Source organism: Methyloversatilis thermotolerans (assembly GCF_000372885.1).
GTDB lineage: Bacteria > Pseudomonadota > Gammaproteobacteria > Burkholderiales > Rhodocyclaceae > Methyloversatilis > Methyloversatilis thermotolerans.
Genome location: NZ_KB889967.1, coordinates 2959865 through 2982289 on the forward strand (window position 1 = coordinate 2959865; position 22425 = coordinate 2982289).

Here is a 22425-nt window from a genome sequence, read left to right on the forward strand (position 1 = left end):
GTGCCGCTTACTTGGCCTGCGTGAAGGACGGATCGAGATAGGCCTCGATCTTTTCCGGCGCGGCATACACCTTGTTCGCGACATTGAAGTCATTGACGAAGCGGGTCGAGCCATACAGCGATCCGAAGCCCTCGCCCTTCACATAGATCTTGCGGCCGTCCTCGATGCTCAGGAAATGCGTGCCCTTGAGCAGCGGCAGGTAATCGGCCGGTGACACGCCGGAACGGGCCGCCATGATCTTCACCGCGTCGGCCTGGGTGGCCGGATCGCGGATGTAGGCGACGACCTTGTCCCACACCTTGAGCATCTTGGCCCAGTCAGCCTTGCGCGCCTTGGCACTGGCGGGGCTCACCGCCAGCACGTCATAGATCAGACCCGGCTCGTCGGCCGAGGTGTAGATCGGGCGCGAACCCGGCACCGCCTTCAGCGCCTCGCCGGAAATCGGCTGCCAGGCGCCGATTGCCGCGATGTCGGGCGATGCGAATACCTGCGGCATTTCATTGGTCTTGGCATTGACCAGGATGACGTCGCTTTCCTTGAGGCCCGCCTTCTTCAAGCCATTGAGCAGCAGCAGGTGTTCGACCAGGCCGAACTCGACCGCCACCTTCTTGCCCTTCAGATCCTTGATCGACTTGATGCCGGGCTTGGCGACGATCATGTCGTTGCCGTTCGAATAGTCGGTCAGCATGAGCATGACGCTCTTGCCGCCGCCGGCGCCGGTCACCAGCGCATCGCCATTGGTCATGGTGACCGCATCCAGCTTGCCGGCCGCAAAAGCATCCAGCGAAGCCGAGTAGTCGAACCACTCGAACTTCGCATCCACCCCCGCTTCCTTGAGCCAGCCCTTTTCGATCGCCAGCTGCCAGGCCACCCAGCCCGGCCAGTCGCTGTATCCGATCTTCAGTGGCGGCGCTGCCTGCGCCGCCAGCGAGGCCGCAACCAGCGCGACGGGCATCAGCAGACGGGTGGTCAGACGCTTCAGGCTATTGCTCAGGGAAAGGATGTTCACGGCGGGCTCCTGTGATGGCAAATATTACTGGCGTGTTTGTTAGTAATACTTTAATCGATGTAGCAGGAACGATGCCATGGGGAGACCCCAAGGCAAGCCGTTGATTAAAAATGACTTGCCATTCATGGACAGGAAAGGCGAGTGCGCTGACGATCACGCCTTTGGTGCAAGAACCGGTTTTTTGCACTGCGCAAGTGCGGAGCACTGCCGCGGGCGGCAGGCGCGGGCAGTGCCGGAATACGCGTTCAGAAAAGGCGGTCGGGCGTCAGTCTCAGCCCCAGCGAAAACCACTGGCTGTCGCCCGGCCCGGCGAACTGCTGGCCGATCGTGGCGTCGATCTGCACCCGGTCGGGCACCAGCGCGTAGCGCGCACCCACCTGCCAGAAGGGCTTGTCACGGTTGTCGCCGAAGGTTTCGACGATGCCTGTCCAGGCGCCACCCAGTTTCACTTCGGCGCCCACGCCCCAGGTCAGGTTGGAGCGGTCCGACTGACGGTCATGCAGCATGCCCGCGTTCACGTGCAGCACGATGCGGTCATCCAGCAGAGACCGCGACAGCGGCACATAGACATAGCTGTTGCCGAGCAGATTCGGGCCGGGATTGACCGCCGGATGCCGCACCGTGCCCACGGCCACCCCCCAGCCCCAATCATGGGTATCCAGCGGCCGGAACAGGGTCTTGAGCTGGAACACGTAGTCGCTGGTGCCGGCATCCGCTTTCGCGATGCCGACACCGGCCGTGAATTCGAGATCGCCGTAAGGGTTGCAGGCCGGCAGCGCCCACAGCTCCACGCTGTGCGCATGCACGCGGCTCCAGCTCTCGAGCTGGCAACTGCCGGCGGTACTCAGGCGGGCATCGTCAGTGACGAAGGGGCGCGCAGCGTGCGCGGCCACCGGGACCGCCAGCAGGCAAGCGATGCAGACATTCACAGGGGAGCGCATGGCTGCGCAGTGTAGGTGCGACCTGTTGCAGGCGTGCCCCCGTCGCCCGTAAGCAACACATTGCGCGGCTCCGTCCGGCTGGATGAGCCTGCGGACAAAAGCGTGGCCGGATGAGACAAAGGGCCAGACCGTGACGGTCTGACCCTTTCTGATGACTGGCGCGCCCGGCGCGATTCGAACGCACGACCCCTGCCTTCGGAGGGTATTGTCATGACGTTAATCGGTTCGGAAGGTGAACTTTTCCCCATAGATGGACGAGTACTCGACCACGAAGACGACGGACTCAAGGTGATGCCGCAGAGTTTTGACCGTGCTGTCATTGCCTTCCGGGAAGAAAATGCTAGCTATCACCTGGCTTCCCCCTTGGGGAATAGCCGACTTCATACCGGGCAAGCCGTGCACTAGAAGCCGATGGGCGAATTTGTCTCCGAGTAGTTGACGAACGAGTTCCTCAACAAGATCGCCTTCAGTATCTGCAGAAGCGTACCTAGCACCAGAAAGCTCGAAGTACCGATCCCGAATGACCGCAGGCCCTATCCCGTAGTTGCTGACCGAGAACGTGACGCCGACGCCTTGTTCTGTCTTTTCCTTGTTCTCGCACCACACGAGGTGAGGCCGCACGCTACGACGTGCGTGAGTTCGAGCAACAAACCCTTGCCAGATCGAAATCCCGAGCGCGCAGGCCGCAACGATAACGGCAGCCCAATCCGAAGCATGGTCCACAAAGATCTCCGATACTAGAACAGTAGTCGTTGCACAGCCTGGGCAGAAGCACTTGGCGCAAGGTGCGCGTAGACCTCGGTCTGCGTAACACTCGCATGACCGAGCAGCTCTTTTACCACGTACAGCGACTCACCTTGCATAACCAGCCAACTGGCGAAAGTATGTCGCAAATCATGTATCCGGAAATCGTGGATATCCGCCCGTTTGAGAGCGGCTGTCCACGAAGTCTTGAACGTCGTGATGCGACCTCCGGGACGCCATCCGAAAACCCACGGTGAGCCAGGAACATGACGCTGCTGCCAAATACGTAGCCGGTGCAGGGTCGAGATCGCGTCATCGTTCAGCGGAACGGTTCTTCGACGCCGCGCCTTTGTGTGCCTGGCTTCAAGAAGGAACCGGCGCCCCTCGAAGTCGACACGCGACCACTCGAGATTCAGCAACTCACCACGCCGGCAACCGGTGTTGAGTGCGAGCCGGATGAAGCATGCGAGGTGCGGCCTGGATGAACTCCTCTCGGCCTCCTGAAGCAGGCGGCGCGCCTCCTCTCTTGTAAGCCATCGAACTCTGGGTTCTTCCGACGCAAGGCCGAGTTTGGCCGCCGGGTTCGGCATGTCGTCCAGCTCGTACTCGAGCCGCACGAAGTTGATGGCGGCGCAGAACAATCGCAGCTCACGGCGAACAGTGCTGATCTTCACGCCCTCGTCCAGTCGGTGCTGGACGTACTTGCGAACGTCGGCGCGCTTCAGGTCACGAATCCTGCGGCCGCCAAAGTGCGGCTGCAGTCTCTTGAGACTGTAGCTGTCACGGTCCGACTTCTGCTGGGTGTGCGCACGCGCAGATAGGTAGGCGCCCACGACTTCTTCGAAGTTCATGCGCGTGAGCCTGCCGAGTTGAGTTGCGTCCTCTGCACTGTCAGCGGTCGTCGCTCTAGGGCGTCGTTCTGCCGATGCATGCGGAAGCAATCGGCTGAATGCATCGGTACTTGATCAGCCGTTTGGACGATGCAGAAATGACGCGCAAATTCCGATTGCGCGAAGCATGAGACCAAACACAAACCGCCGGTCGTGCTGCGCACCACCGAAGATCAAAGGCGACGAAGTGTGCACGCACACATCGTCCAGCTCGAGGCCGGACCCTGTCCTTTGGACAGCCGGTGTTTGCGGGCTGTGCCCGGAGCCCGCTGCGCGGGGTTTCGGGTTGTCGCGTCTCAACCGCCAGCGCCCGCCGTTCCATCCGCTTCCTTCCTCGCATATCGCTTCCTTGGTTTGAAAGCAGGCAAGAAGTCACGCCAGCGATAAGGCCGCTGTCATGCCTTCTTGCGTGCTTTTGTGTGGAAGACGCTTCGCGTGCTGTCCGCGACCCTTTGGGGCGAGGAACTCAGCGGATGGGACGGCAGGAGACGCCGCAGCCTGTCGATCCGTGAAAACCCGAAACAACACTCGGGGGCTCGGAATCTAGCGGCTAGGTCGGCTTTGACAGACGAAAGGACAAGGACATGCGTACTACCGAACACCGTAATTCTAAGGCAACGGTACGGATTCATCCGACCGCCAAGGCGAAGCTTGCAGAGATCGCGGCCGCGAACGAGACGACGCCGGCGAAATACCTTGAAGCGCTGCTGCACTACGCGATATCGCAGCACGAACGGCCGGGCTCTTGGGAAGCGGAGGGTGCGTTCGATTTCTGGCAGTACGACGAGCGCAACAATAACGCGCACGCGGACAAGTGGTTTTGAGAGGGTGCTGACCATGACGACGACGAGCGAGAAGAAAGCGACGCCGGCCAAGGCAGTGAAGAAGACCTCCGCGACGGCTGCGAAGACGGCGAAGCCGAAGCGGCCGGAGCTGGCCAGCGTGGCGAATGTGGTGCTGGTGCCGCTGGATGATCTGGTGACGGATCAGAACATCCGCGAAGCCATGGACGAAGAAGCGCTTCAGCAGCTTGCGCGTGACATCGAGGTGCGCGGACTGCTGCAGCCCATCGTGGTGACGCCAGCGAAGGGGAACAAGTACCAGGTCGTGGCCGGTCATCGCCGCGCAGCGGCCGTCCGGCTGACGACGGCCACCGCGGTGCCGGCGGTGGTGACGAAGTTCTCGACGCTCGACGCGAAGAAGGCGCAGCTTGCCGAGAACATCCAGCGCGAAGACCTCACCTTGCTGGAAGAGGGGCGGGCGCTGCTGGCACTGCGCGATGAGGGGATGACCCTGGCGGAGTTGGGCGGACTGGTGAACAAGTCGCGGTCCTGGGTGTGCAAGCGCATCGCGTGCGTGGACGAACTACCGTCATTCGTCGCCCAACTGGTGGACGAGGAGATCACCGAAGATCCGGAAGTCGTCCTGACGTTGAAGGAACTGTCGGGGCTCGATTGGGGAGGTGCGTACTGGGCGGCGACCCGGCTGCGGGCTGGTGAAGAGAACCGGGACTCGTTGCGCGAGCTGGTGAGGAAGGCGAAGGAGCCGAAGGCGGATCTGGTCGGACAGATGAATGGCGGCGACGGCGACACCGCCGCCAGGCTGCGGCAGACAGACGAGGACGCGTCGCCGGAGGCCCAGGCGAAGCGCGAGGCAGAGCAGGAAAGGTATCGGCAGGAAACGGCCGAAATGAAGCGAAAGTCGAGGGCCAAAAGACAGTGCGGGATGTGGGAACTGTTGAGCGTGGCGACGCTGGATGAAGAGCCGAACGAGGCGCAGCTCGAGATCTATGCGCACCTGGAACCGGAAGCGCGGGCGTACTGGAACGATGTCATTAACGATGCGCTCGATGGCGATCTGTTGCCGAAGATGATGGAACGGGCGGCGGTCGCGGCTCTGGAAGAAGAACCGGATGTACTGCCAGTGATGCTATGGGTTGCGATGCAGCCGAAGCCGTTGCCAGAGAGTGAGGAAGAGGTGCTAAGGGGGTTCTTGCGGGATTTCAGGGGGACGGTCGTTTCGCATGCGAAACGGTGATGGCGAATGGAAGAAGCCGGCAAAAGCCGGCTTCTAACGTTAGAACTGCTTAGGCAGTCCTGCTTGCTTCAGTACCTGGTTCGCCGTGTGCCGCGACTTGATCGTGTGATCGACAGGGAAGCGCGTACCGCTAATCGGACTCTCCCAGATTTCATGATCGCCCTTGCCCGGACGCACGTAGTAACAGCCAGCCTCTCGAAGAATTTCCTTGAGCTTTGCCGTGTAGCCGCTCCCCATGCGTCAGGCCGCGTGACGATGGACGACGCGGTGCGACGACGACGTGATTTCAAGCGGAATTTCCGTCCCATCCGAAACGTCGTTCTCATCGAGCAGTTCAGGAACACGCCTTTCGAGCATGGAAACAAGGCCTTCGAAGGTCGGTGCTTCGGCAGCCAGACCAGGCACGTTCGAGTCCTCGACATACCAGACCTTTGCCTCTTCATCCCAGGAGCACCGAACTCGATAATTTTCCATAAGGAATCTCCGCATTTACCCCACTGCAAAACAATAGGGTACATCGTTCAAAAGGAACTGACGAGAGACCCAATCACAGCGAGGTGTCCAGCATAGAACCACAGCGTCGCGCGTGGATGAAGCAAGCGACGCGGGGGAGAAGCGCGCAATGCGCCGGACGCGAAAAGAATGAGCACGAGCGCGAGCGCCATGGACACGGACACGGCCAGGGCGCCGGGATTCAAGTTCAGGAACGCGACTGCCGCAACGGCCGAACCGATACAAGGCGCGACACGGTGCAGCGTAAACCAAAGCGCCAACATAAACGCGATACCTGCCACACCGAAGGACGACGGCGCTTGAACGACGCTGGCCAGCATCAGCAAGGCCACGGCCTGAACGATGTTTGACCAGGTTAGAGCCTTCACAAGTTCGACAAGGTAGGCAACGACGGCAAAGGAAATCAGGATATTTCCAGCCCACCACGGACTGAAACCCGCGTCCGCAAAGGCTACGGCGTAGATCGGTTGCACGAGAACGCCGGCGGCCGCTGTGCGCTTGGCGGTGCGAAGCGCGTTCGACTCGGTGAGGGTAACAACAAAGGTGAAAGAAAAAAGAGGGAAGGCGAGACGGCCGATCAGCCAGGCCCAGACCGAGGCGCGATCAAATAGACAGGTGTTGATGTGATCGATGAGCATGCACACGCATGCAATCGCCTTCAGCACGTCGATCTGCAGCGGATGCACCGGCAGCAGCATGCCCCGGAAGGCCTCGACCGCCCTTTCCGGGAGATCGAGCAGTCGGCGGATCATTGCGCGCGCCATGGCGACGTCGCCGGCACGCGTGGCTGATACGGCTGTTGTTCGGTCTGGGGTGTGGTCGTGGTGGCCCCGCCGCTCAGGCCCTGGCGAGGTGCCGGCGCTTCGATCACGGTGTGAGGTGATGTGACGGTGTCGGCGCTGGCCAGCAGCGGCGCGGACGTGGCCTTGTCGCTCTTGCGTTCGCGCTGTTCTGCGCTGCGCGCATCCCAGGCGATGAAGAAGCCGTCCTTCACGATGGCTTTGCACAGCTCTTCAGTCATCGGCAGGCGCGTGGCCTGCTGGCTGTAGCAGCGACATTGCCCCTTCAGATCGACGCAGGCGGCCGGATACGGCGCTTGTGTCGGTCGGGTCACTTCGTCGTACATCGGCGCCGTGTAGGCGAGGCCTTCGACGCGTGGGCGCTGTTCGTGCAGATACTGCGCAGTCGTGAGCTTGCCCTCTCGCGTCCTGCTGGGCGCGCTGTTCTGTGGCGCCGAGGCTTGCCCGCGCTGCGATGCGGAGGCGCCAGCGCCCAGCGGTTCGCCCTGGGTGCGCGCGTAGAACCACGACACGGTATAGGCGACCAGGCCAATGAAGACCGGCGGCAAGATGAAGAGCAGGTAGAAGCGCGCTGGCCGTTTCGTCTTGTGCGTATGGACCTCGGCCGAGCGGTACCAGGCGAAGGCTTCCTTCGGGTAGCTGAAGCTGTGTTCGAGGCCATTGGCGCGTGCGGCGAGCGGGTTGTCCTTGACCGACTCGAACTCGATCACGCGCGCCTTCTGCTGGCTGAACTGGCGCACCGAATGGAAGTGCTTGCCGCACAGGCGCCGGACGTTGCTGTCGATGAGCATCGGGTGCTGTGTGATCAACACCAGGTCGATGCCTTGATGGCGATGCGTTTCCAGCCTGGCGACGTGTTCGGGGACGGCCGAGCCATTGCCGCGCGGTCGGAAGTAGGTCTGCGCCTCGTCGATCACGATGATGGCGTTTGCTTCGCACTCGTACCACTTCGTCGGATCTTCCAGCGGCAGCCAAGGCAGCTTCAGGTCCGGGATGCCGGCGAAGTAGACGGGCCGGCCTTCGGCCTCCGCCCGTGCCTTGATGCGCCACAAGGTGTACAGGGTCTTGCCGGCGCCAGGCAGACCGGTTTGCAGTTCGATCACCTCAGCCCCTCATTGTGTGCAGCGCTTCACCTTGCAGGACATCACTTCACCACCCAGCGCTTGATCAGCCCCTGCACTCCGGACATGAAGAGCTTGGTAGCGAGCGCTGCAAAGATGATCTGCACCGCCTCACCGACGCGCAGCAGGCCGACGAAGCCGGCAATCTCGGACGGCAGTCCGGACAGTTGGCTGAAGTAACTGCTCTTGAAGGTTTCGAGCAGCGGATCGAGCGCCTGGTAAGTCACCAGTCCGAGGCCGAGCGCAAGCAGCACGCGCCCGACCAGCGATGTCACGATGGACAGCAGGATGCCGCCGATGGAGCTGGCGGCGATGATGGGGATCAGAGGCAGGGCCATGGTTCGCGCTCCATCACGATGCGGGGTTGCGCAACACGATCAGTGCCGCGAAGAGATAGGCGAAGGCCTCGACGAAGCGGCCGAGCACGCTGGCGTATTCGCAAGGCTTTTCGAAGGAGATTTCCAGGCTGTTGCCACCGGGCAGCGCAACCGATCGGGACGAAGGGCAAGACGCCGCAATGGGCGACGCCTGGACGCTCTGATTGAACTTCGCCTGGACGTCGAGGCCGGGGGCATCCTTCTGGCCCTGCACGTAGTTGGCCCCGGTATCCGTGCCAGCCTCCGCCGCATCGGACAGGTCGGTGTACTTGTTGCTCGCGACCCCTTCGCAATTGCGCTGGTAAATCTCCTTCGCGATCGCGCATTGCACGGCGTCGCCGTCGCAGGTGAAGCCACCGCAGGAGCCGCCCCATTTGCCTTCCTTGCAGAAGGCGGACGTGGGGTTGTCCTTGCAGAAGGACTCCTGCGGTTCCTTCTTCTCGGTCTTGCTCTGTTCGGTGGTGCTGGTGCCGTTGCCGTCCGTCTTGGTCGTGCTGGTCGTGGTGGTGGTCGTGACCGTGCCCGATCCGTCGTGCGTGGCCTTCGTCTCTGTGGTCTTGGTTTCGGTGGTCTGATTCGGCGGAGTGCCGGTGGTGGTGGTTTCTGTTTTCTTGTCGTACTGAGTGACCGGCTTCTCGGGCGTGGCCACCGACGAGCAGGCCACGCACACCATGACGCCGTTGACCGTGCCGGGGCACTGACCGGCGGTGCACTTGGGCGGATCGTCATCGGGTGTCACGGTGACGGGTGGCTCATCTTCGGGACCTTCGTACGGATCGCCGCTACCGGTACCGTTGCCGTCGATCGTTCCCGAGCAGAAGTTTCCGGTATGAACCAGGCCGGTCACCATGTACCAGGGCGTTCCGCTGGAATTCGGGATGGTGGTACCGCCGCCGACCGTCAGCGAGCAGCCGTCGCGGCAGATGACCGGCGGCAGTGTGGTGTAGGGCGAGACGTAGTTCGAGCCGCCGGCGGTGCCGGCTGCGTGGCACGGGGGCTGACACTGATTGGTGATGGTGTTGCGGACCTGGCCGGGGGCACATGCGTTCTCCTCGCACTTCGCCGTGTTTGTATTGAACGACTGGCCGGACGGACACGATGGCGTGCCACCACACATCCCGGTGCTTGCGTTGAAGCCCGAGCCACCATAGATGCAGAACGGGTTCTTCTCCATCGTGTAGTGCGACGTGGTTCCGCCTGGATTCCTGCATGTGCAGGTCGGGAACGAGGTCGACACGTAGGTCCAGCCGTCCGACGTAATCGGCCAATACGGAGGAGACTTCGTACAAAAGTTGTTGCAGGCGTTCGCCGCATCGCCGGGAATGTTCGGCTGAGTCGAGTTCGCGACCCGATAGTCATAGATCGGTGGATAGTCGGCAAAAACGGGATTGGCGACGACTACCGAAACCAGCGCCAGAAGGAACGCGCCGAAGGCGCGTGCGAGCCGCTGCGGGCTCAGTAGCGGAAGATGATCCATGCGGCCCCCAGCAGCGCAATCATGACGTAAGCGCCCATCGTTGATTCCCCCAGGTGAATGCCGGGACCGACCGCAGCCCCCCGGGTTACTGCTTGTACGACTGAACTACCGAACTTCGATCACTCGACCCTTACAGGGCGCGCGCGATCCACTTGTAGACCTTGATGCCCACGAGCACGACCAGCACGGCCGCGCCGATGGTGGCGATGGGGCCGCCAGCGCTGGAAATGGCCGAGGTCACGGCGGACACGTCGATGCCGCCACCGCCCGAGGCGTGCGCGGTGCCGACAGCGAGCAGCGGAGCGGAGACGACGACACCACCGACCTTACGCAGATACTTCTTCATGATTGCTTCCTTTCAGGAACAGGGTTTGAATTGCGGCGCGTATGCCAAAGGCAACAGCCCACACGCCAATGATGGCGACCGCGATGGTCGCCCCCGCTTCCGCACTCAGCGCGAAGGGGTTACCCATCGCCTCCGAGCCCGAAAGCACCACCATCCCGCATTCGCTGAGGTTTGCGGGTTGAGGGTCTTGCACGACGAGAGCACCGCCCTCGCCTACCGTTACGCACAACATGTCTGATCCTTTCGCGAAAGTGATTCAGTCCTTGCGTTCGGCGCGCAACGCGCGCGGATACAGTCGGCCCAGCTGCAGGCCGATGGTGACCGACAGCCGCGCCGGTTCCCCCGGCTTGAGGCCTTCAGCCGCGGGCAACTCGCCATAGGTGCCATCCGGCAGTTCAACCATGGCGATGCGCATTCCGTTTCCGGCGCGCTTGACCTGGCGCACCGTGCATTCCGTCGTGAGGTTCATGTCCGATTCCTTCTGTTGCGTTCGCGCGCGATCAGATCCCGGAAGTACGCCTGCTGATCGTTCGTTCTCTGCGTCGAGCCGTCCGAGCGATGCACGCGTCCACCCGAGGACAGCATGAGTTCATATCGAGCCAGGCGCTGTTCGCTCACTTCCTGAATCCACAGCTCGCGGTCAGGCGTCTGGCGTTCCTTGCGTTCAGTGCGACCCCCCATCACGCCACCCTGCGCAGGGATGGCGCTTCACCCCTCTTTGTGTGCAGCGCCTCAACCTTGCCGGAATGCAAAGGACGGCGAATGACCGGGCACGAGAACGCGCCCGCCGGCGGTTCGTTACCGAACACCAGCACAGCGCCGGGCTCGAGCGTGTCCTCAAACACGGCCGCACGCTCACGCCAGCCCGGATCGTCACGGCGCGGACCGCGCACCGCCCACAGCGAGCCCGGCGCGATGTAGTCCTGAAGCGCCGCACACCAGGTCATGACCGGGATGACGGTCACGCCGAGCGCTTGCCAGTAGGCACCGACGAGCGCCGATCGCCACGCCTGGTGACGGCCCCATTCGTCCGGATCCTCGACCCACACGGTGTAATCCGGTGCGGTGCACGTGCGTGCCGCCATGGCGATGAGGCTGCCTTCTTCTGGACGGCGCCAGAAGAATTCCTGGCGATAGTCATCGGTGAAGGTGTGCATGGCCTGGCCAACGCGCCAGCGACCGCGCGGTGCCCAATCGTCAGGAATGGGCGTGTTCGGATCGCACCACAGCGCGGTCGGATCCACAGACCGGAAGGCCTCCGGAAATCCGATTCGGCGTGTCATGCGTGCAGCCTCCGCAGGCGAAGCCGGGCTTCGATGCGTCCATTGCGGATCTGGATCGAGCTGAACAGGCCGACACGGTCGGCCTTGGTCACGTCCGGATCGCACGGCACATCACCGTAGCGTCCGTTCTCGAGCTGGACATGGGCGACGTGGAAGGCGCCCTTGATCTGGGTGACCGACAGCACGGACACGGCGCGCGACATGAGGTGTTCGCCGGTACCGGTCGCGGGCGGCGGAACGAGTGCGGGATGAGACATCATGAAATTCCTTTCGTAGGGCTTCGGCCCATCGGTTACTTATTGATGAGGATTACTTCTTGCTGCGATAGGTGACGTCGTACCTCAATACACGGCCCACTCTTTCGACGACCTGTTCTTCGCCATCGCATGACAGGGAGACGCGGTATTCCTTTCCGTCCCGGATGTACTCATTCACCAGCCGCCGGAAGCGCTTCAAAGCATCTTTCCGGTTGCTGTAGCGGTACTCCAGGAGCTCTAAGGACTTTCGCGCATCCATGACTTCGATCACGAAGGGCCGATCGATGCGTGATGCTTCAACTGAAACAACTACTTTCCAACCAAACAGCGTGATAGACTTTTTCATGACACTTTCCTTTCCGGGCCAAAGCCCTACGAAAGGAATTTCAAAGGCCGCCGCGTGCGGCCTTTTTCTTTTCAGTCATCGCGAATCACGCGCACGCGGATGAAGTGCGGTTCGCGCAGATGCGCCATGGATCGACCGCGCAGCGTCTCGAGCGCGTCGACCAGATCCGCTTCTTCACCTTCGGGCAGCCACTCGTAACGCGCCCATGGCTTGAAGATTGCAAGCAGGGCGCCGCCAATCTCAGGCAGTCCCGCGCGGCCCAGCGTGTTGCAGAACCACATGCCGAACTTGCCCGGCGCCTCGAGCAGCGCATCCAGCAAGAGGAAGAGAAACAGCAGCGGTGCGCCGAGCAGCGCGAGCACCGCTTGCCACCACTTCGCGGGCTGACCATTCACGGTCAGCCCATCGCCGTTGAATTGAATCTTCATGTGCTACCCCCTTTGAAATGGATGGCGCGTTTCGCATGCGAAACGCGTGCGGATCACCTTACGCCTTTGGCGCCTGGGGCGCAGCGGCTTGTTTCCCGTTCTGGCCGAGCATGTGCAAGGGCTTCACGCTGACGACTTCCTTGCGCACATCCTTACCCGCCTGGTATTCGCGGATCTGGATTTCCGCGAGGAAGGCGTCCGGCTGCTTGATCTGCATCGCGTGCTTGCTGCCGGGCATCTTCAGAACTTCCACGCCCAGGCCCCAGCTCATCGGATTGGGATCATCCGGACGCGCCAGCGGCACCGTGAGGAACAGTTCGGTGTAGTCGAAGTTCGTGCCGTCGATGTTGAATTGCCGACCCCGAGCGCCGAGAACTACACGGCGTTCGGTGCGGACTTGTTCGGCTTCGGCCATGTCAAACAGGATGGACATCGTCATTTCCTTTCAGTGGTTCGCCTGGTGCGTCGTGCTCCGATTCGGCGAGATCGGCGACGAGGTGTAAGGGAACGTCCATCCCGCGTTTCACGAGCTGGCGATGAATGTCGTCCTGCGTGACGTCGGCGACCAGATCTTCCACGCCTTGGGCACCGACCACGGACAGCGCAACCGCCAGTGCAGGACCGGCGGCGCGGCGGATGTACTTGAGCATCGAGAGCCAGCCTTGCTTCGCGGTGTGGCGGACCGTGGCAAGGCGTTCTTGCTTCGCGTTCAGGAATTCGAGCGCGGGATATGCGCCGGCGAGGTATTCGCCGGGGCGGATGAGGGTGTCGAAGGGAATGACGCGATCTTCGGCTTTGAGCTCGAGTTCAATCCGCGTCCAGGGCGACTCACGATCGCCCAGTTGCTTGCCCTTCTCATAGACGCGCAGGAATTTGCCGGACAAGCGACGGCCAACGGTGAGCGTTCGGCCGCGTCCGTCCGGTCTGGCCCAATTCCCGAACTGCGCCATGGCCGGCGACTGCGGCGCCTTCGGCAACCTGAAGCGGTCGTTCGACCAGTCGTCGAAGGCGCGGTCGACGTTGTAGCGGCCTTCGCGATCATCGTGCGTGAGATCGATACGCGTGATCTTCGGTGTCGCCAGTTCGCCCGAGCGCAGGAAGTCGTACATCGTCTGTTCCCAGCCGGGCTTTGCGTGCATGCAGCCCTCGCCGGTAAGCTCGAACAGTACGGTGCCCTTCTGGCCGCCGATGGCGATATAGCCGAAGCGCCCTTCCGGGCCGAGTGACCACGAGTTCAGATAGAACTTATGGCCGTTCTTGCGCTTCTCGAACACGCCGAATCCGAGGATCTGTTCCAGGCGCGCAGCCAGCGCGAGGGCGAAGTCCTCATCCACGACGGGCACGAGGCAGTTCCATCCCTTATCGGGATGGATTGCGGAATCGGGGAAGGTGACGGTGAGCCAGTCGATGAAGGCCTTGCCATCACCACGCGATGAGGTTTCAAGAACGACGGACTCTTCACCCCGGTGATTGAGCGTGAAGCGTTCGCCGTGCCGGTTCCGGGGCCAATGGGTTTCAGTGAAAGCGAGCACGCCGGTTCCTCCTCGGATACTTCGTTTGGGTTGTCTGCCGTGTTCCCCCCCTGTTAGTCAGGGGGGGCGCGGCCGCGCCGGCCGTGCCCTGCGGTCCCGGCGCTGCGCGGCCGCGCTCGAATGTCTCGATGGACCCGCAATCGATGCAGATGCGGCTGAATGCCGGGCGCGTCTCGCGACCGTTGAACGTCAAGCACGCTTCCCGCCACAGGAAGGCGCAGTCGTAACAGCGCATGAACACCCAGGAGAAAAGAGGAAGGGCGATCACCGGAGATTCCTTCCACGCCTTTGCGCATCAAGAATCGCTTGCGCCTGATAGCCGGCCTTCCTCGCGCTTTCGATTTCGCGCTTCAGGTGCCTTTCCTTCGCGCGGCGCATGGACGGCGGCATCGGCGCCGAAAGCTGGCGTTCGAGGTCCTGGATGACGTTGAGGTGGCCGGGATGCATGTCAGCACTGCCACATTGTGCGAATCCCCATAGGGGAACGGACTGATACGGGTTCGCTTGCGCTCATCCCTTCGGGAATGAATCCCTTCTCATCCCTTTCGCCTGCGCGCTCCGCTTGCCGGAAAGCGTGTTTGTTATGCTCGATGGCTTTATAAATATCAGGAGTGGACATGACGCCGAATCCTGCGGATGCCGTCATCGGCGCGATGAAAGGAATCATCTTCTGGATGGTGCTGATAGGGATCGCAAGCCTGTTGATCAAGTACTGGTTCAACAGGTGGATGAAACAGCGCAAAGCGGAACGGGCGGACGAACGGACCGGCGACGCTTCGCAATACAGGTATGTGTCACTCCACCATGTCGCATCGCCACCGGAGAAGATCCTGTACGAGCGACTGAACAAGGCGCTGCCGGAACTGGTGGTGCTGGCGCAGGTGCACTTGCCTCGTGTCGTGCAACCGGCAAGCAAATCGAAAGCACCTCTTGATCGCATCATCCGGAAGTCACTCGACTTCCTCATCTGCGATGCGATGTTCGTGCCGCTGGTAGCGATAGAGGTAAACGACAGGAGCCACAACGCTGGCGACCGGATCGCTTCGGATATCGACAAAGCAGCGGCCTTGAAGTCGGCCGGGATTCCGCTGATCACCTGGGAGGCGCGCAGGCTGCCCAACGTCGAGACGATACGGAAGGCCATCCTCGAGCACGTCACGTTGAAGGAAGAGGAGAACACCCCGAGAGCGGTACCGAAGACCGCAACGCCGCGAACGCGCCTCGCGCCTGACCAGCAGACTTGAGCCGGCGCAACGGCTCTGGAGTGCCGAAAACCGGCACTACCAGAAGCGAGAACAACACAGGACCGAGCAAGAGCCATAGTCAGAGACAAGGGACGTAAGAACTTGCTTACTACTGTAGTAAGAAGTTTCGTACATTGTCAACATCCTCAGACGTTTGTAACCTCAAACGTAGGAGGTCTTAGACATGAACCAGCTCGAGTTCCTGATGGACGAGGCGAAAGAGAAGGCGGGCTTGCCAAGCGACTACAAGCTTGCGGAAGCCATTGGCATAACACGGCAGACGATCAGCGGATATCGTCACGGACGAAGCTACCCGGACGAGTATGCGAAGGCAAAGCTTGCCGAGCTGACGAAGAGGACCTTCCGCGAAGTGACCGCGCGCCTGGAGATCGAGCGCGAGGTGAACCCCGTGAAGCTGAAGTACTGGAACGACGTACTTGAAGCAGAAAAGAAGAAAGGGCCAGACCATGACGGTCTGACCCTTTCTGATGACTGGCGCGCCCGGCGCGATTCGAACGCACGACCCCTGCCTTCGGAGGGCAGTACTCTATCCAGCTGAGCTACGGGCGCGGGAAGGGGGCCGCAAGGCCCCGCAGGCCGCGAAGGATAGCGGCTTTGGCGCCGCGCGTCCATGTACACGCGGCCGGCGCAGGTCGGGCGGCTGCCGTTATAATGGCGCGTTTTGTTTTTTCACCATCCAGGTCACAGAGGAAAGGCACCATGTCGGAAGAGCACGGAACACTCATCAAGACGCCGAAACAGTTGGCCGCGGTCGTCGTACTGTCGTTTGTGGGCTTCGTCGGCATCGGGGTGATCGTGTCCCAGTTCGTGTCGTCGGGCTATCGTGGCGTGAGCAGCGCCGATCCGGAGGATGTGGCACGCGCGATCCAGCCGGTTGCGCAACTGACGCTGGGTGAGCCGGAATCCAAGGGGCCGAAGACCGGCGAACAGATCTACAAGGGCGTCTGTGCGGCCTGTCACGACGCCGGCATGGCCGGCGCACCGAAGAAGGGCGACACCGGGGCCTGGGCCGCGCGCATTGCCACCGGCCTGGATGCGCTGGTGCATTCGGCGGTGAATGGCAAGGGCGCGATGCCGGCCAAGGGCGGCAATGCCTCGCTGACCGAAGAGGAAATCACCCGCGCGGTGGTGTACCTGGCGAACCAGGGCGGCGCCAAGTTCCCGGAGCCGAAGATGGAAGAGGCGGAAGAAGCGGCCAAGTAAGTCGGGTCTTTCCGTCACCGCAAGCCCGCCTTCCGGCGGGCTTTTTCTTTGCGCGCGCGGGATCGCAACACGCCGGGCGGAGCCTGCGTGCACGAATGCGCGGCACCGCGCCTCATCCCCCGGGCGGCGCCTTGCCCGCGAGCAGCGCCTTCATCGCCTCGAGGCGCGCGACGTTGGCGGCACGATCTGCAGCGCTCGGCGCCCCCTTGTTGGCATCGGGTCGCTTGATGTCCTCGCCCATTTCGCCGATGAAGCGCGACGGTTCGCAATCGCGCGATTCACGGCCGCTCTTGCGGCGTTCGCAATGGCTCAGTGTGAGCGTGCGCTGGGCGCGCGTGATGCCGACATACATGAGCCGGCGCTCTTCCTCGATCTTGCCGCCGTCGATCGATTCGCGGTGCGGCAGGATGCCTTCTTCCAGTCCGATCAGATAGACGTGCTTGTACTCCAGGCCCTTGGACGCGTGCAGCGTCGATAGCTGCACCGCGTCGCGCTCCTCGTCGCCGTCGCGCTTGTCCAGCATGGTGATCAGGGCGACCGTCTGCGTGAGCTCGATCAGCGTCTTGCCGTCGTCCTCGCCCTTGCGCCCCATCCAGTCCACGAAATCGCGCACATTGGACCAGCGCGTCTCGGCGTCCTTGGGTTCGAACTGTTCGAACAGCCAGGTTTCGTAGCCGATGCCGCGCAGCAGGTCCTCCAGCAAAAGGCGCGCGGACTCGGTGCGGGCGCGCCATTCCATGCGGTTGATGAAATCGCCGAACTCACGCAGCGGCGCCAGCGCACGCGCCGGCAGCGCATGTTCGGCACCGGTTTCGAACAGCGCGGCGAACAGGCTCACGTGGCGCTCACCGGCATAGCGGCCCAGCGCCTCGAGACTGGCGCCACCGATGCCGCGCTTGGGTGTGGTGACCGCGCGGATGAAGGCCGGATCGTCGTCCGCGTTGGCGATCAGCCTGAGGTAGGCCATCACGTCCTTGATTTCGGCGCGGTCGAAGAAGCTCTGGCCTCCACTGATGACGTAGGGAATTTTCTGTTCGCGCAGCGCGGTTTCGATCACCCGCGCCTGGTGGTTGCCGCGGTACAGCACCGCATAGTCGCTGAACTTGCCGCGATGTTCGAACTTGTGCGAGGCGATGCGCATGGCCACGCTTTCCGCTTCGTGTTCAGCGTCGCGCGCGACGAACAGCGTGATCGGATCGCCGCGCCCCATGTCCGACCACAGCTTCTTGTCGAACAGCTTTTCGTTGCGCGCGATGAGGGTGTTGGCGGCGGTCAGGATGCGCTGCATGGAACGGTAGTTCTGTTCCAGCTTGATCACCTTGAGCTTGGGATAGTCGCGCTGCAGATTGCGCAGGTTTTCCACGTCGGCGCCGCGCCAGGCATAGATGGCCTGATCGTCGTCACCGACCGCGGTGAAGGCGCCGCGGTGACCGGCCAGCAGTTTCACGATCTGGTACTGGCAACTGTTGGTGTCCTGGTATTCGTCGATCAGCAGATAGCGCAGCCGGCCCTGCCAGCGTTTCAGCAGCGCTTCGTCGCTGGCGAGCAGGCGCGCCGGGATGCCGATCAGGTCGTCGAAATCCACCGCCTGGTAGGCGCGCAGCGTGCGTTCGTACTCCTCGAACACGCGCGCGGCCTGCACATCGAGCTCGTCATTCACCTGCGAGGCGGCGGCGGCCGGCGTCAGCAGCGCGTTCTTCCAGTTGGATATGCGCGACACCAGCGCGCGCAAACGCGACTTCTCGGTCTCCTTCGAAATGTCGGACACGATGCCCATGGCGTCCGAGGAATCGAGGATGGAAAAACCCTGCTTGAGCCCGGCGGCAGCGGCTTCCGTGCGCAGCATCTTGACGCCCAGCGCATGGAAGGTGGAAATGTTGAGCTGCTTGCCGGCGCGCCCTTCGAGCAGGTGCGATGCGCGCTCCTGCATTTCCTGTGCCGCCTTGTTGGTGAAGGTGATGGCCGCAATATTGCGCGGATCGAAACCGCATTCCTGCACCAGATACGCGATCTTGCGCGTGATCACGCGCGTCTTGCCGGAACCGGCGCCGGCCAGCACGAGCAGCGGGCCGTCGAGATACTTCACCGCCTCGCGCTGAGGCGCGTTCATGTCGGACAGCATGGGAGGCCCGGCACGCAGGCGCACCGGTCGGGGATGGGATTGCCTGCATTCTACCGGCTTGCGGCGAACCGCCCACGTGGGTAAGGTTCGCGCCTTCCGTTGCATTACCCGTCCGCTCCAGATGCTTCCACCGATAGAACAACGTCTCGCTGCCGAACTGGGCGCGCGCCCGCAACAGGTCCAGGCCGCGGTATCGCTGCTGGACGAGGGCGCTACCGTGCCCTTCATCGCCCGCTACCGCAAGGAAGTGACCGGCGGCCTGGACGACACCCAGTTGCGCCTGCTGGAAGAGCGCCTGGGCTATATGCGCGAACTGGAAGAACGCCGCGCCGCGGTGATCGCCAGCATAGCCGAACAGGGCAAGCTCACGCCGCAACTGCGCGCCGAGATCGACAACGCGGACAGCAAGCAGCGGCTGGAGGATCTCTATCTTCCGTACAAGCAGAAACGGCGCACCAAGGCGCAGATCGCACGCGAAGCGGGCATCGGTCCGCTGGCCGAGGCTCTGCTGGCCGACCCGACGCTGACGCCGGACACCGAGGCGGCGGGCTATCTGAACGCGGAAGCCGGCTTCGCCGACATCAAGGCGGTGCTCGACGGCGCGCGCCAGATCCTGATGGAGCAGTTCGCCGAGGACGCCACCCTGGTCGGCGCGCTGCGCGATTACGTGGCGGAACATGGCGTCGTGGTGTCGGTGGTGGCCGACGGCAAGGACAACGATGCCGAGGCGGCCAAGTTCCGCGACTACTTCGCCTACCGCGAAAAGCTGGCCGACATTCCGTCGCATCGCGCGCTGGCGCTGTTCCGCGGTCGCAATGAAGAAGCGCTGCGGGTGAAGCTGGCGCTGGACTCCGACCCGGAAGACGGCAGCCGCTCGCCGGAGCCCAATCCGTGCGAGCGCCGCATCATGGCGCACGCGGGCATTCGCGACCAGGGTCGCGCCGCCGACCGCTGGCTGGTCGATACCGCGCGCTGGACCTGGAACGTGAAGCTGTCGGTGCACATCGAGCTCGACCTGATGGGCGAGTTGCGCAGCCGCGCCGAACTGGAAGCCATCCGTGTGTTCGCCAAGAACCTGAAGGACCTGCTGCTGGCCGCACCGGCCGGCCCGCGCGCCACCATGGGTCTGGACCCCGGCTTGCGCACCGGCGTGAAGGTGGCGGTGGTGGACGCTACCGGCAAGCTGGTCGATACCGCCACCATCTATCCGCACGAGCCGCGCCGCGACTGGAACGGCGCGCTGCACACGCTGGCCGCGCTGGCGCAGAAGCACGGCGTGCAGTTGATCGCCATCGGCAACGGCACGGCGAGCCGGGAGACGGACAAGCTGGCGGCTGAGTTGATCGGCATGAAACCGGAACTGAAACTGACCAGGATCGTGGTGTCGGAAGCGGGCGCTTCCGTGTATTCCGCGTCAGAACTGGCGGCGAAGGAGTTTCCGGATCTCGACGTGAGCCTGCGTGGTGCGGTATCGATCGCACGCCGCCTGCAGGACCCGCTGGCGGAACTGGTGAAGATAGACCCGAAGGCGATAGGCGTGGGCCAGTACCAGCACGACGTGAGCCAGAGCAAGCTCGCGCGTTCGCTCGACGCGGTGGTCGAGGACTGCGTGAATGCCGTCGGTGTGGATGTGAACACCGCATCGGCACCGCTGCTGGCGCGCATTTCCGGCCTCAACGGCACGCTGGCGCAGAACATCGTCGCGCATCGCGATGCGCACGGTGCCTTCCCGTCGCGCAAGGCGCTGATGTCGGTGCCGCGGCTGGGCGACAAGACCTTCGAACAGTGCGCCGGCTTCCTGCGCATCATGAATGGCGACAACCCGCTGGATGCGTCGGCGGTGCACCCGGAAGCCTATCCGGTGGTCGAGCGGATACTCGCCGACGTGCGGAAGCAGGCGCGCGAACTGATCGGCGACGCCGCCACGGTGAAGACGCTGTCGCCGCAGAAATACACCGACGAGCGCTTCGGCCTGCCCACCGTGCAGGACATCCTGCGCGAACTGGAAAAGCCCGGACGCGATCCGCGCCCCGAATTCAGGACCGCGAGCTTCCGCGATGGCGTCGAGGAGCTGAAGGACCTGGAGCCGGGCATGCAGCTCGAAGGCGTGGTGACCAATGTGACCAACTTCGGCGCCTTCGTCGACATCGGCGTGCATCAGGATGGTCTGGTGCACGTGTCGGCACTGTCCAGCCGCTTCGTGAAGGACCCGGCCGAAGTGGTCAAGGCGGGCGACATCGTGAAGGTGAAGGTGATCGAGGTCGACCTCGCGCGCAAGCGCATCGCGCTGTCCATGCGTCTGGGCGACGAGGCGGTGAGGAAGCCGGCAGGCGGGGCCCGCGACAATCGCGGCGCGCGCCCGGATGCGCGGGCGATGGCGAAGGCGAAGGAAGCGCCGGCCGCCAACAACGCCCTGGCGGCCGCCTTCGCGCGCGCCGCGAAGCGCTGACACGCGCGCGACTCATCCGGGCCGCGCGGCCGCTCCGCTCGGCTGCGGCATCGCGCGAGGCCTAGCGCAGCGCGCCGAACACCTTCTTGGCGAGGCTGCCGGCGGCGCCGACCGGGTCCTTGCGGATGGCCTTCTCTTCCTCGGCCACCATCGTGAACAAGCCGTCGAGCGCCTTCTGCGTCACGTAATTGTCGAGATCCGCGTCCTCCTTGCTGATCACGCCGTACTGCGCGCCCCTGGACGCGAACTTCTCGTAGGTCCTGGCGAGATTCACCTTTTCCATCGCCTTCTGCACGATGGGGCGGAAGCGCTCCTTCAACTGCGCAGACGTCTTGCCCTTGAAGTACTCGGTCGCCGAAGTATCGCCGCCGGTGAGGATCTTCTTCGCATCGTCGACGCTCATGTCCTTCACCGCGCCGACCAGCAAGTCCCGGGCTTCAGGCACCGCAGCCTCGGCCGCGCGGTTCATCGCGGTCACCAGTTCGTCGGCCTGCTTCTTCATGCCGAAGGTGCGCATGAGCTTTTCCGCCTGACGCAGTCCGTCCGGCATCGGGATCTTGACCTTGGCGTTCTTCAGGAAGCCATCCTGCCTGCCCAGCAGGTCCACCGCCCTCGACGCGCCCTGGGTCAGCGCCTCCTTCAGTCCCCCGCTGGCATCCTTGTCGCTGAGGTCGGCCAGCGAAAGTGCCCACGCCTGAGTGCACATGACAAGACACGCCACAAAACCGACAATCGCACGCATGGTCTACACCTCCCCCGGTCACATTGAAGCGGAATTATGAAGGGCAAATGGACATCGCCGATAGTGCTGGCCGCCCTGATCGCCAGCGTGCTCATGCTGCGCGGTCAGGGTCATCCCGACCAGGTGCCTCCGCTCACCGTGGCGCTGCTCGACGGGCAGCATCTGGATCTGGGCAGCGCCGATGGCCGGGTAAGGCTGGTCGAGTTCTGGTCGACATCCTGCGCGCCCTGCATACGCGGCATGCCGCGGCTGGCGGAAACCCACCGCAAGTTCGCGGCGCGCGGTTTCGAGGTCGTGGCGGTGGCCATGCCCTATGACGCGCCGGAGCACGTCGGCGCCTTCGCACGGCGCGAAAACCTGCCTTTTCGCGTAGGCTTCGACCCCAGCGGTGCGATCGGCCAGGGCTTCGGCGGCGTCAACGCCACGCCGACCAGCTACCTGATAGACCGCGACGGCCGTATCGTGAAACGCTATATAGGTATTCCCGACCATCGTGCACTCGACCAGCGCATCGAACAGATGCTGACGCAGTCCTCCTGATCC

The 22425-nt window shown here is 63.0% G+C and carries 28 protein-coding genes and 1 tRNA gene; 6 read left to right on the forward strand and 23 right to left on the reverse strand.

Annotated elements, in window-relative coordinates:
• Positions 1–7: 7 nt before the first annotated feature.
• From A3Q7_RS0113320 to A3Q7_RS0113335, 4 genes are all read right to left on the reverse strand, one after another.
• On the reverse strand, positions 8–1009 hold the full coding sequence (locus tag A3Q7_RS0113320; protein ID WP_018412390.1) for an ABC transporter substrate-binding protein: 1002 nt from the start codon (positions 1007–1009) through the stop codon (positions 8–10).
• A gap of 245 nt (positions 1010–1254) precedes the next feature.
• Positions 1255–1950 carry a hypothetical protein gene (locus A3Q7_RS0113325; protein WP_026224816.1) on the reverse strand — a complete coding sequence of 232 codons (696 nt, stop codon included), beginning with the start codon at positions 1948–1950 and terminating at the stop codon, positions 1255–1257.
• Positions 1951–2166: 216 nt separating this feature from the next.
• Complete coding sequence (locus tag A3Q7_RS0113330) at positions 2167–2673, reverse strand: hypothetical protein (RefSeq protein WP_157278191.1); 507 nt, start codon at positions 2671–2673, stop codon at positions 2167–2169.
• A gap of 14 nt (positions 2674–2687) precedes the next feature.
• Entirely contained in the window at positions 2688–3545 is an 858-nt protein-coding gene (locus A3Q7_RS0113335; RefSeq protein WP_018412394.1) for a tyrosine-type recombinase/integrase, read from the reverse strand.
• Between the two features lie 623 nt (positions 3546–4168).
• Here A3Q7_RS0113335 and A3Q7_RS0113340 point away from each other — a divergent pair.
• Positions 4169–4408 (forward strand): hypothetical protein, encoded by a 240-nt coding sequence (locus A3Q7_RS0113340; RefSeq protein WP_018412395.1) that lies wholly within the window; start codon positions 4169–4171, stop codon positions 4406–4408.
• 13 nt (positions 4409–4421) lie between these two features.
• Positions 4422–5621, forward strand: a complete 1200-nt coding sequence (locus A3Q7_RS0113345; protein WP_157278193.1) for a ParB/RepB/Spo0J family partition protein — start codon at positions 4422–4424, stop codon at positions 5619–5621.
• A 39-nt stretch (positions 5622–5660) separates the two neighbouring features.
• Here the strand turns inward: A3Q7_RS0113345 and A3Q7_RS21370 are convergent, their stop codons facing one another.
• The 16 genes from A3Q7_RS21370 to A3Q7_RS0113420 all read right to left on the reverse strand — a co-directional run bounded on the left by A3Q7_RS21370 (position 5661) and on the right by A3Q7_RS0113420 (position 14101).
• On the reverse strand, positions 5661–5858 hold the full coding sequence (locus tag A3Q7_RS21370) for a type II toxin-antitoxin system HicA family toxin (RefSeq protein ID WP_018412397.1): 198 nt from the start codon (positions 5856–5858) through the stop codon (positions 5661–5663).
• A 3-nt stretch (positions 5859–5861) separates the two neighbouring features.
• Positions 5862–6095 (reverse strand): DUF1902 domain-containing protein, encoded by a 234-nt coding sequence (locus A3Q7_RS0113350; RefSeq protein ID WP_018412398.1) that lies wholly within the window; start codon positions 6093–6095, stop codon positions 5862–5864.
• A 47-nt stretch (positions 6096–6142) separates the two neighbouring features.
• Complete coding sequence (locus A3Q7_RS0113355) at positions 6143–6886, reverse strand: TraX family protein (RefSeq protein WP_157278195.1); 744 nt, start codon at positions 6884–6886, stop codon at positions 6143–6145.
• Positions 6883–8037, reverse strand: coding sequence for a zonular occludens toxin domain-containing protein (locus A3Q7_RS0113360; protein ID WP_018412400.1), 1155 nt, complete (start codon positions 8035–8037; stop codon positions 6883–6885). Before A3Q7_RS0113360 ends, A3Q7_RS0113355 begins: the two co-directional genes overlap by 4 nt.
• A 41-nt stretch (positions 8038–8078) precedes the next feature.
• A complete protein-coding gene (locus A3Q7_RS0113365) occupies positions 8079–8393 on the reverse strand; it encodes a DUF2523 domain-containing protein (RefSeq protein ID WP_018412401.1) in 315 nt (104 codons plus the stop codon).
• A 13-nt stretch (positions 8394–8406) separates the two neighbouring features.
• Positions 8407–9909 (reverse strand): virulence factor TspB C-terminal domain-related protein, encoded by a 1503-nt coding sequence (locus tag A3Q7_RS0113370; protein WP_018412402.1) that lies wholly within the window; start codon positions 9907–9909, stop codon positions 8407–8409.
• Positions 9910–10039: 130 nt separating this feature from the next.
• Positions 10040–10255 carry a major capsid protein gene (locus A3Q7_RS0113375; protein WP_018412403.1) on the reverse strand — a complete coding sequence of 72 codons (216 nt, stop codon included), beginning with the start codon at positions 10253–10255 and terminating at the stop codon, positions 10040–10042.
• Positions 10236–10448, reverse strand: a complete 213-nt coding sequence (locus tag A3Q7_RS19915) for a hypothetical protein (RefSeq protein WP_198289173.1) — start codon at positions 10446–10448, stop codon at positions 10236–10238. The genes A3Q7_RS0113375 and A3Q7_RS19915 overlap by 20 nt, the downstream gene beginning before the upstream one ends.
• Positions 10449–10511: 63 nt before the next feature.
• Complete coding sequence (locus A3Q7_RS0113385; protein ID WP_018412405.1) at positions 10512–10724, reverse strand: hypothetical protein; 213 nt, start codon at positions 10722–10724, stop codon at positions 10512–10514.
• A complete protein-coding gene (locus A3Q7_RS0113390; RefSeq protein ID WP_018412406.1) occupies positions 10721–10936 on the reverse strand; it encodes a hypothetical protein in 216 nt (71 codons plus the stop codon). Before A3Q7_RS0113390 ends, A3Q7_RS0113385 begins: the two co-directional genes overlap by 4 nt.
• Complete coding sequence (locus A3Q7_RS0113395; protein WP_077231361.1) at positions 10936–11538, reverse strand: DUF4417 domain-containing protein; 603 nt, start codon at positions 11536–11538, stop codon at positions 10936–10938. Before A3Q7_RS0113395 ends, A3Q7_RS0113390 begins: the two co-directional genes overlap by 1 nt.
• Positions 11535–11798, reverse strand: coding sequence for a hypothetical protein (locus A3Q7_RS0113400; RefSeq protein ID WP_018412408.1), 264 nt, complete (start codon positions 11796–11798; stop codon positions 11535–11537). Before A3Q7_RS0113400 ends, A3Q7_RS0113395 begins: the two co-directional genes overlap by 4 nt.
• Positions 11799–11847: 49 nt before the next feature.
• Positions 11848–12141, reverse strand: a complete 294-nt coding sequence (locus A3Q7_RS0113405; protein ID WP_018412409.1) for a hypothetical protein — start codon at positions 12139–12141, stop codon at positions 11848–11850.
• 71 nt (positions 12142–12212) lie between these two features.
• Entirely contained in the window at positions 12213–12569 is a 357-nt protein-coding gene (locus tag A3Q7_RS0113410; RefSeq protein WP_018412410.1) for a hypothetical protein, read from the reverse strand.
• Between the two features lie 58 nt (positions 12570–12627).
• A complete protein-coding gene (locus A3Q7_RS0113415) occupies positions 12628–13008 on the reverse strand; it encodes a hypothetical protein (RefSeq protein ID WP_157278197.1) in 381 nt (126 codons plus the stop codon).
• A complete protein-coding gene (locus tag A3Q7_RS0113420; RefSeq protein WP_018412412.1) occupies positions 12986–14101 on the reverse strand; it encodes a replication initiation factor domain-containing protein in 1116 nt (371 codons plus the stop codon). The genes A3Q7_RS0113415 and A3Q7_RS0113420 overlap by 23 nt, the downstream gene beginning before the upstream one ends.
• 617 nt (positions 14102–14718) lie before the next feature.
• Between A3Q7_RS0113420 and A3Q7_RS20330 the strand changes: the two genes are divergently transcribed.
• Positions 14719–15345: a DUF2726 domain-containing protein gene (locus A3Q7_RS20330; RefSeq protein ID WP_018412414.1), complete on the forward strand. Its 627-nt coding sequence runs from the start codon at positions 14719–14721 to the stop codon at positions 15343–15345.
• A gap of 493 nt (positions 15346–15838) precedes the next feature.
• Here the strand turns inward: A3Q7_RS20330 and A3Q7_RS0113440 are convergent.
• A tRNA-Arg gene (locus tag A3Q7_RS0113440) sits at positions 15839–15915 on the reverse strand.
• A 150-nt stretch (positions 15916–16065) separates the two neighbouring features.
• Here A3Q7_RS0113440 and A3Q7_RS0113445 point away from each other — a divergent pair.
• A complete protein-coding gene (locus tag A3Q7_RS0113445) occupies positions 16066–16569 on the forward strand; it encodes a c-type cytochrome (RefSeq protein WP_018412415.1) in 504 nt (167 codons plus the stop codon).
• 112 nt (positions 16570–16681) lie between these two features.
• Here the strand turns inward: A3Q7_RS0113445 and A3Q7_RS0113450 are convergent, their stop codons facing one another.
• On the reverse strand, positions 16682–18691 hold the full coding sequence (locus A3Q7_RS0113450) for a UvrD-helicase domain-containing protein (RefSeq protein ID WP_018412416.1): 2010 nt from the start codon (positions 18689–18691) through the stop codon (positions 16682–16684).
• A 121-nt stretch (positions 18692–18812) separates the two neighbouring features.
• Between A3Q7_RS0113450 and A3Q7_RS0113455 the strand changes: the two genes are divergently transcribed.
• A complete protein-coding gene (locus A3Q7_RS0113455) occupies positions 18813–21140 on the forward strand; it encodes a Tex family protein (protein ID WP_018412417.1) in 2328 nt (775 codons plus the stop codon).
• 61 nt (positions 21141–21201) lie between these two features.
• On the opposite strand, the gene A3Q7_RS0113460 is transcribed toward A3Q7_RS0113455, so the two are convergent.
• The gene (locus A3Q7_RS0113460) at positions 21202–21882 is read right to left on the reverse strand and encodes a DUF4197 domain-containing protein (RefSeq protein WP_018412418.1); all 681 of its coding nucleotides are present in this window, start codon (positions 21880–21882) and stop codon (positions 21202–21204) included.
• A gap of 36 nt (positions 21883–21918) precedes the next feature.
• Here A3Q7_RS0113460 and A3Q7_RS0113465 point away from each other — a divergent pair, with 36 nt between their 5' ends.
• Positions 21919–22422, forward strand: a complete 504-nt coding sequence (locus A3Q7_RS0113465; protein ID WP_018412419.1) for a TlpA disulfide reductase family protein — start codon at positions 21919–21921, stop codon at positions 22420–22422.
• The last annotated feature ends 3 nt before the right edge of the window (positions 22423–22425 follow it).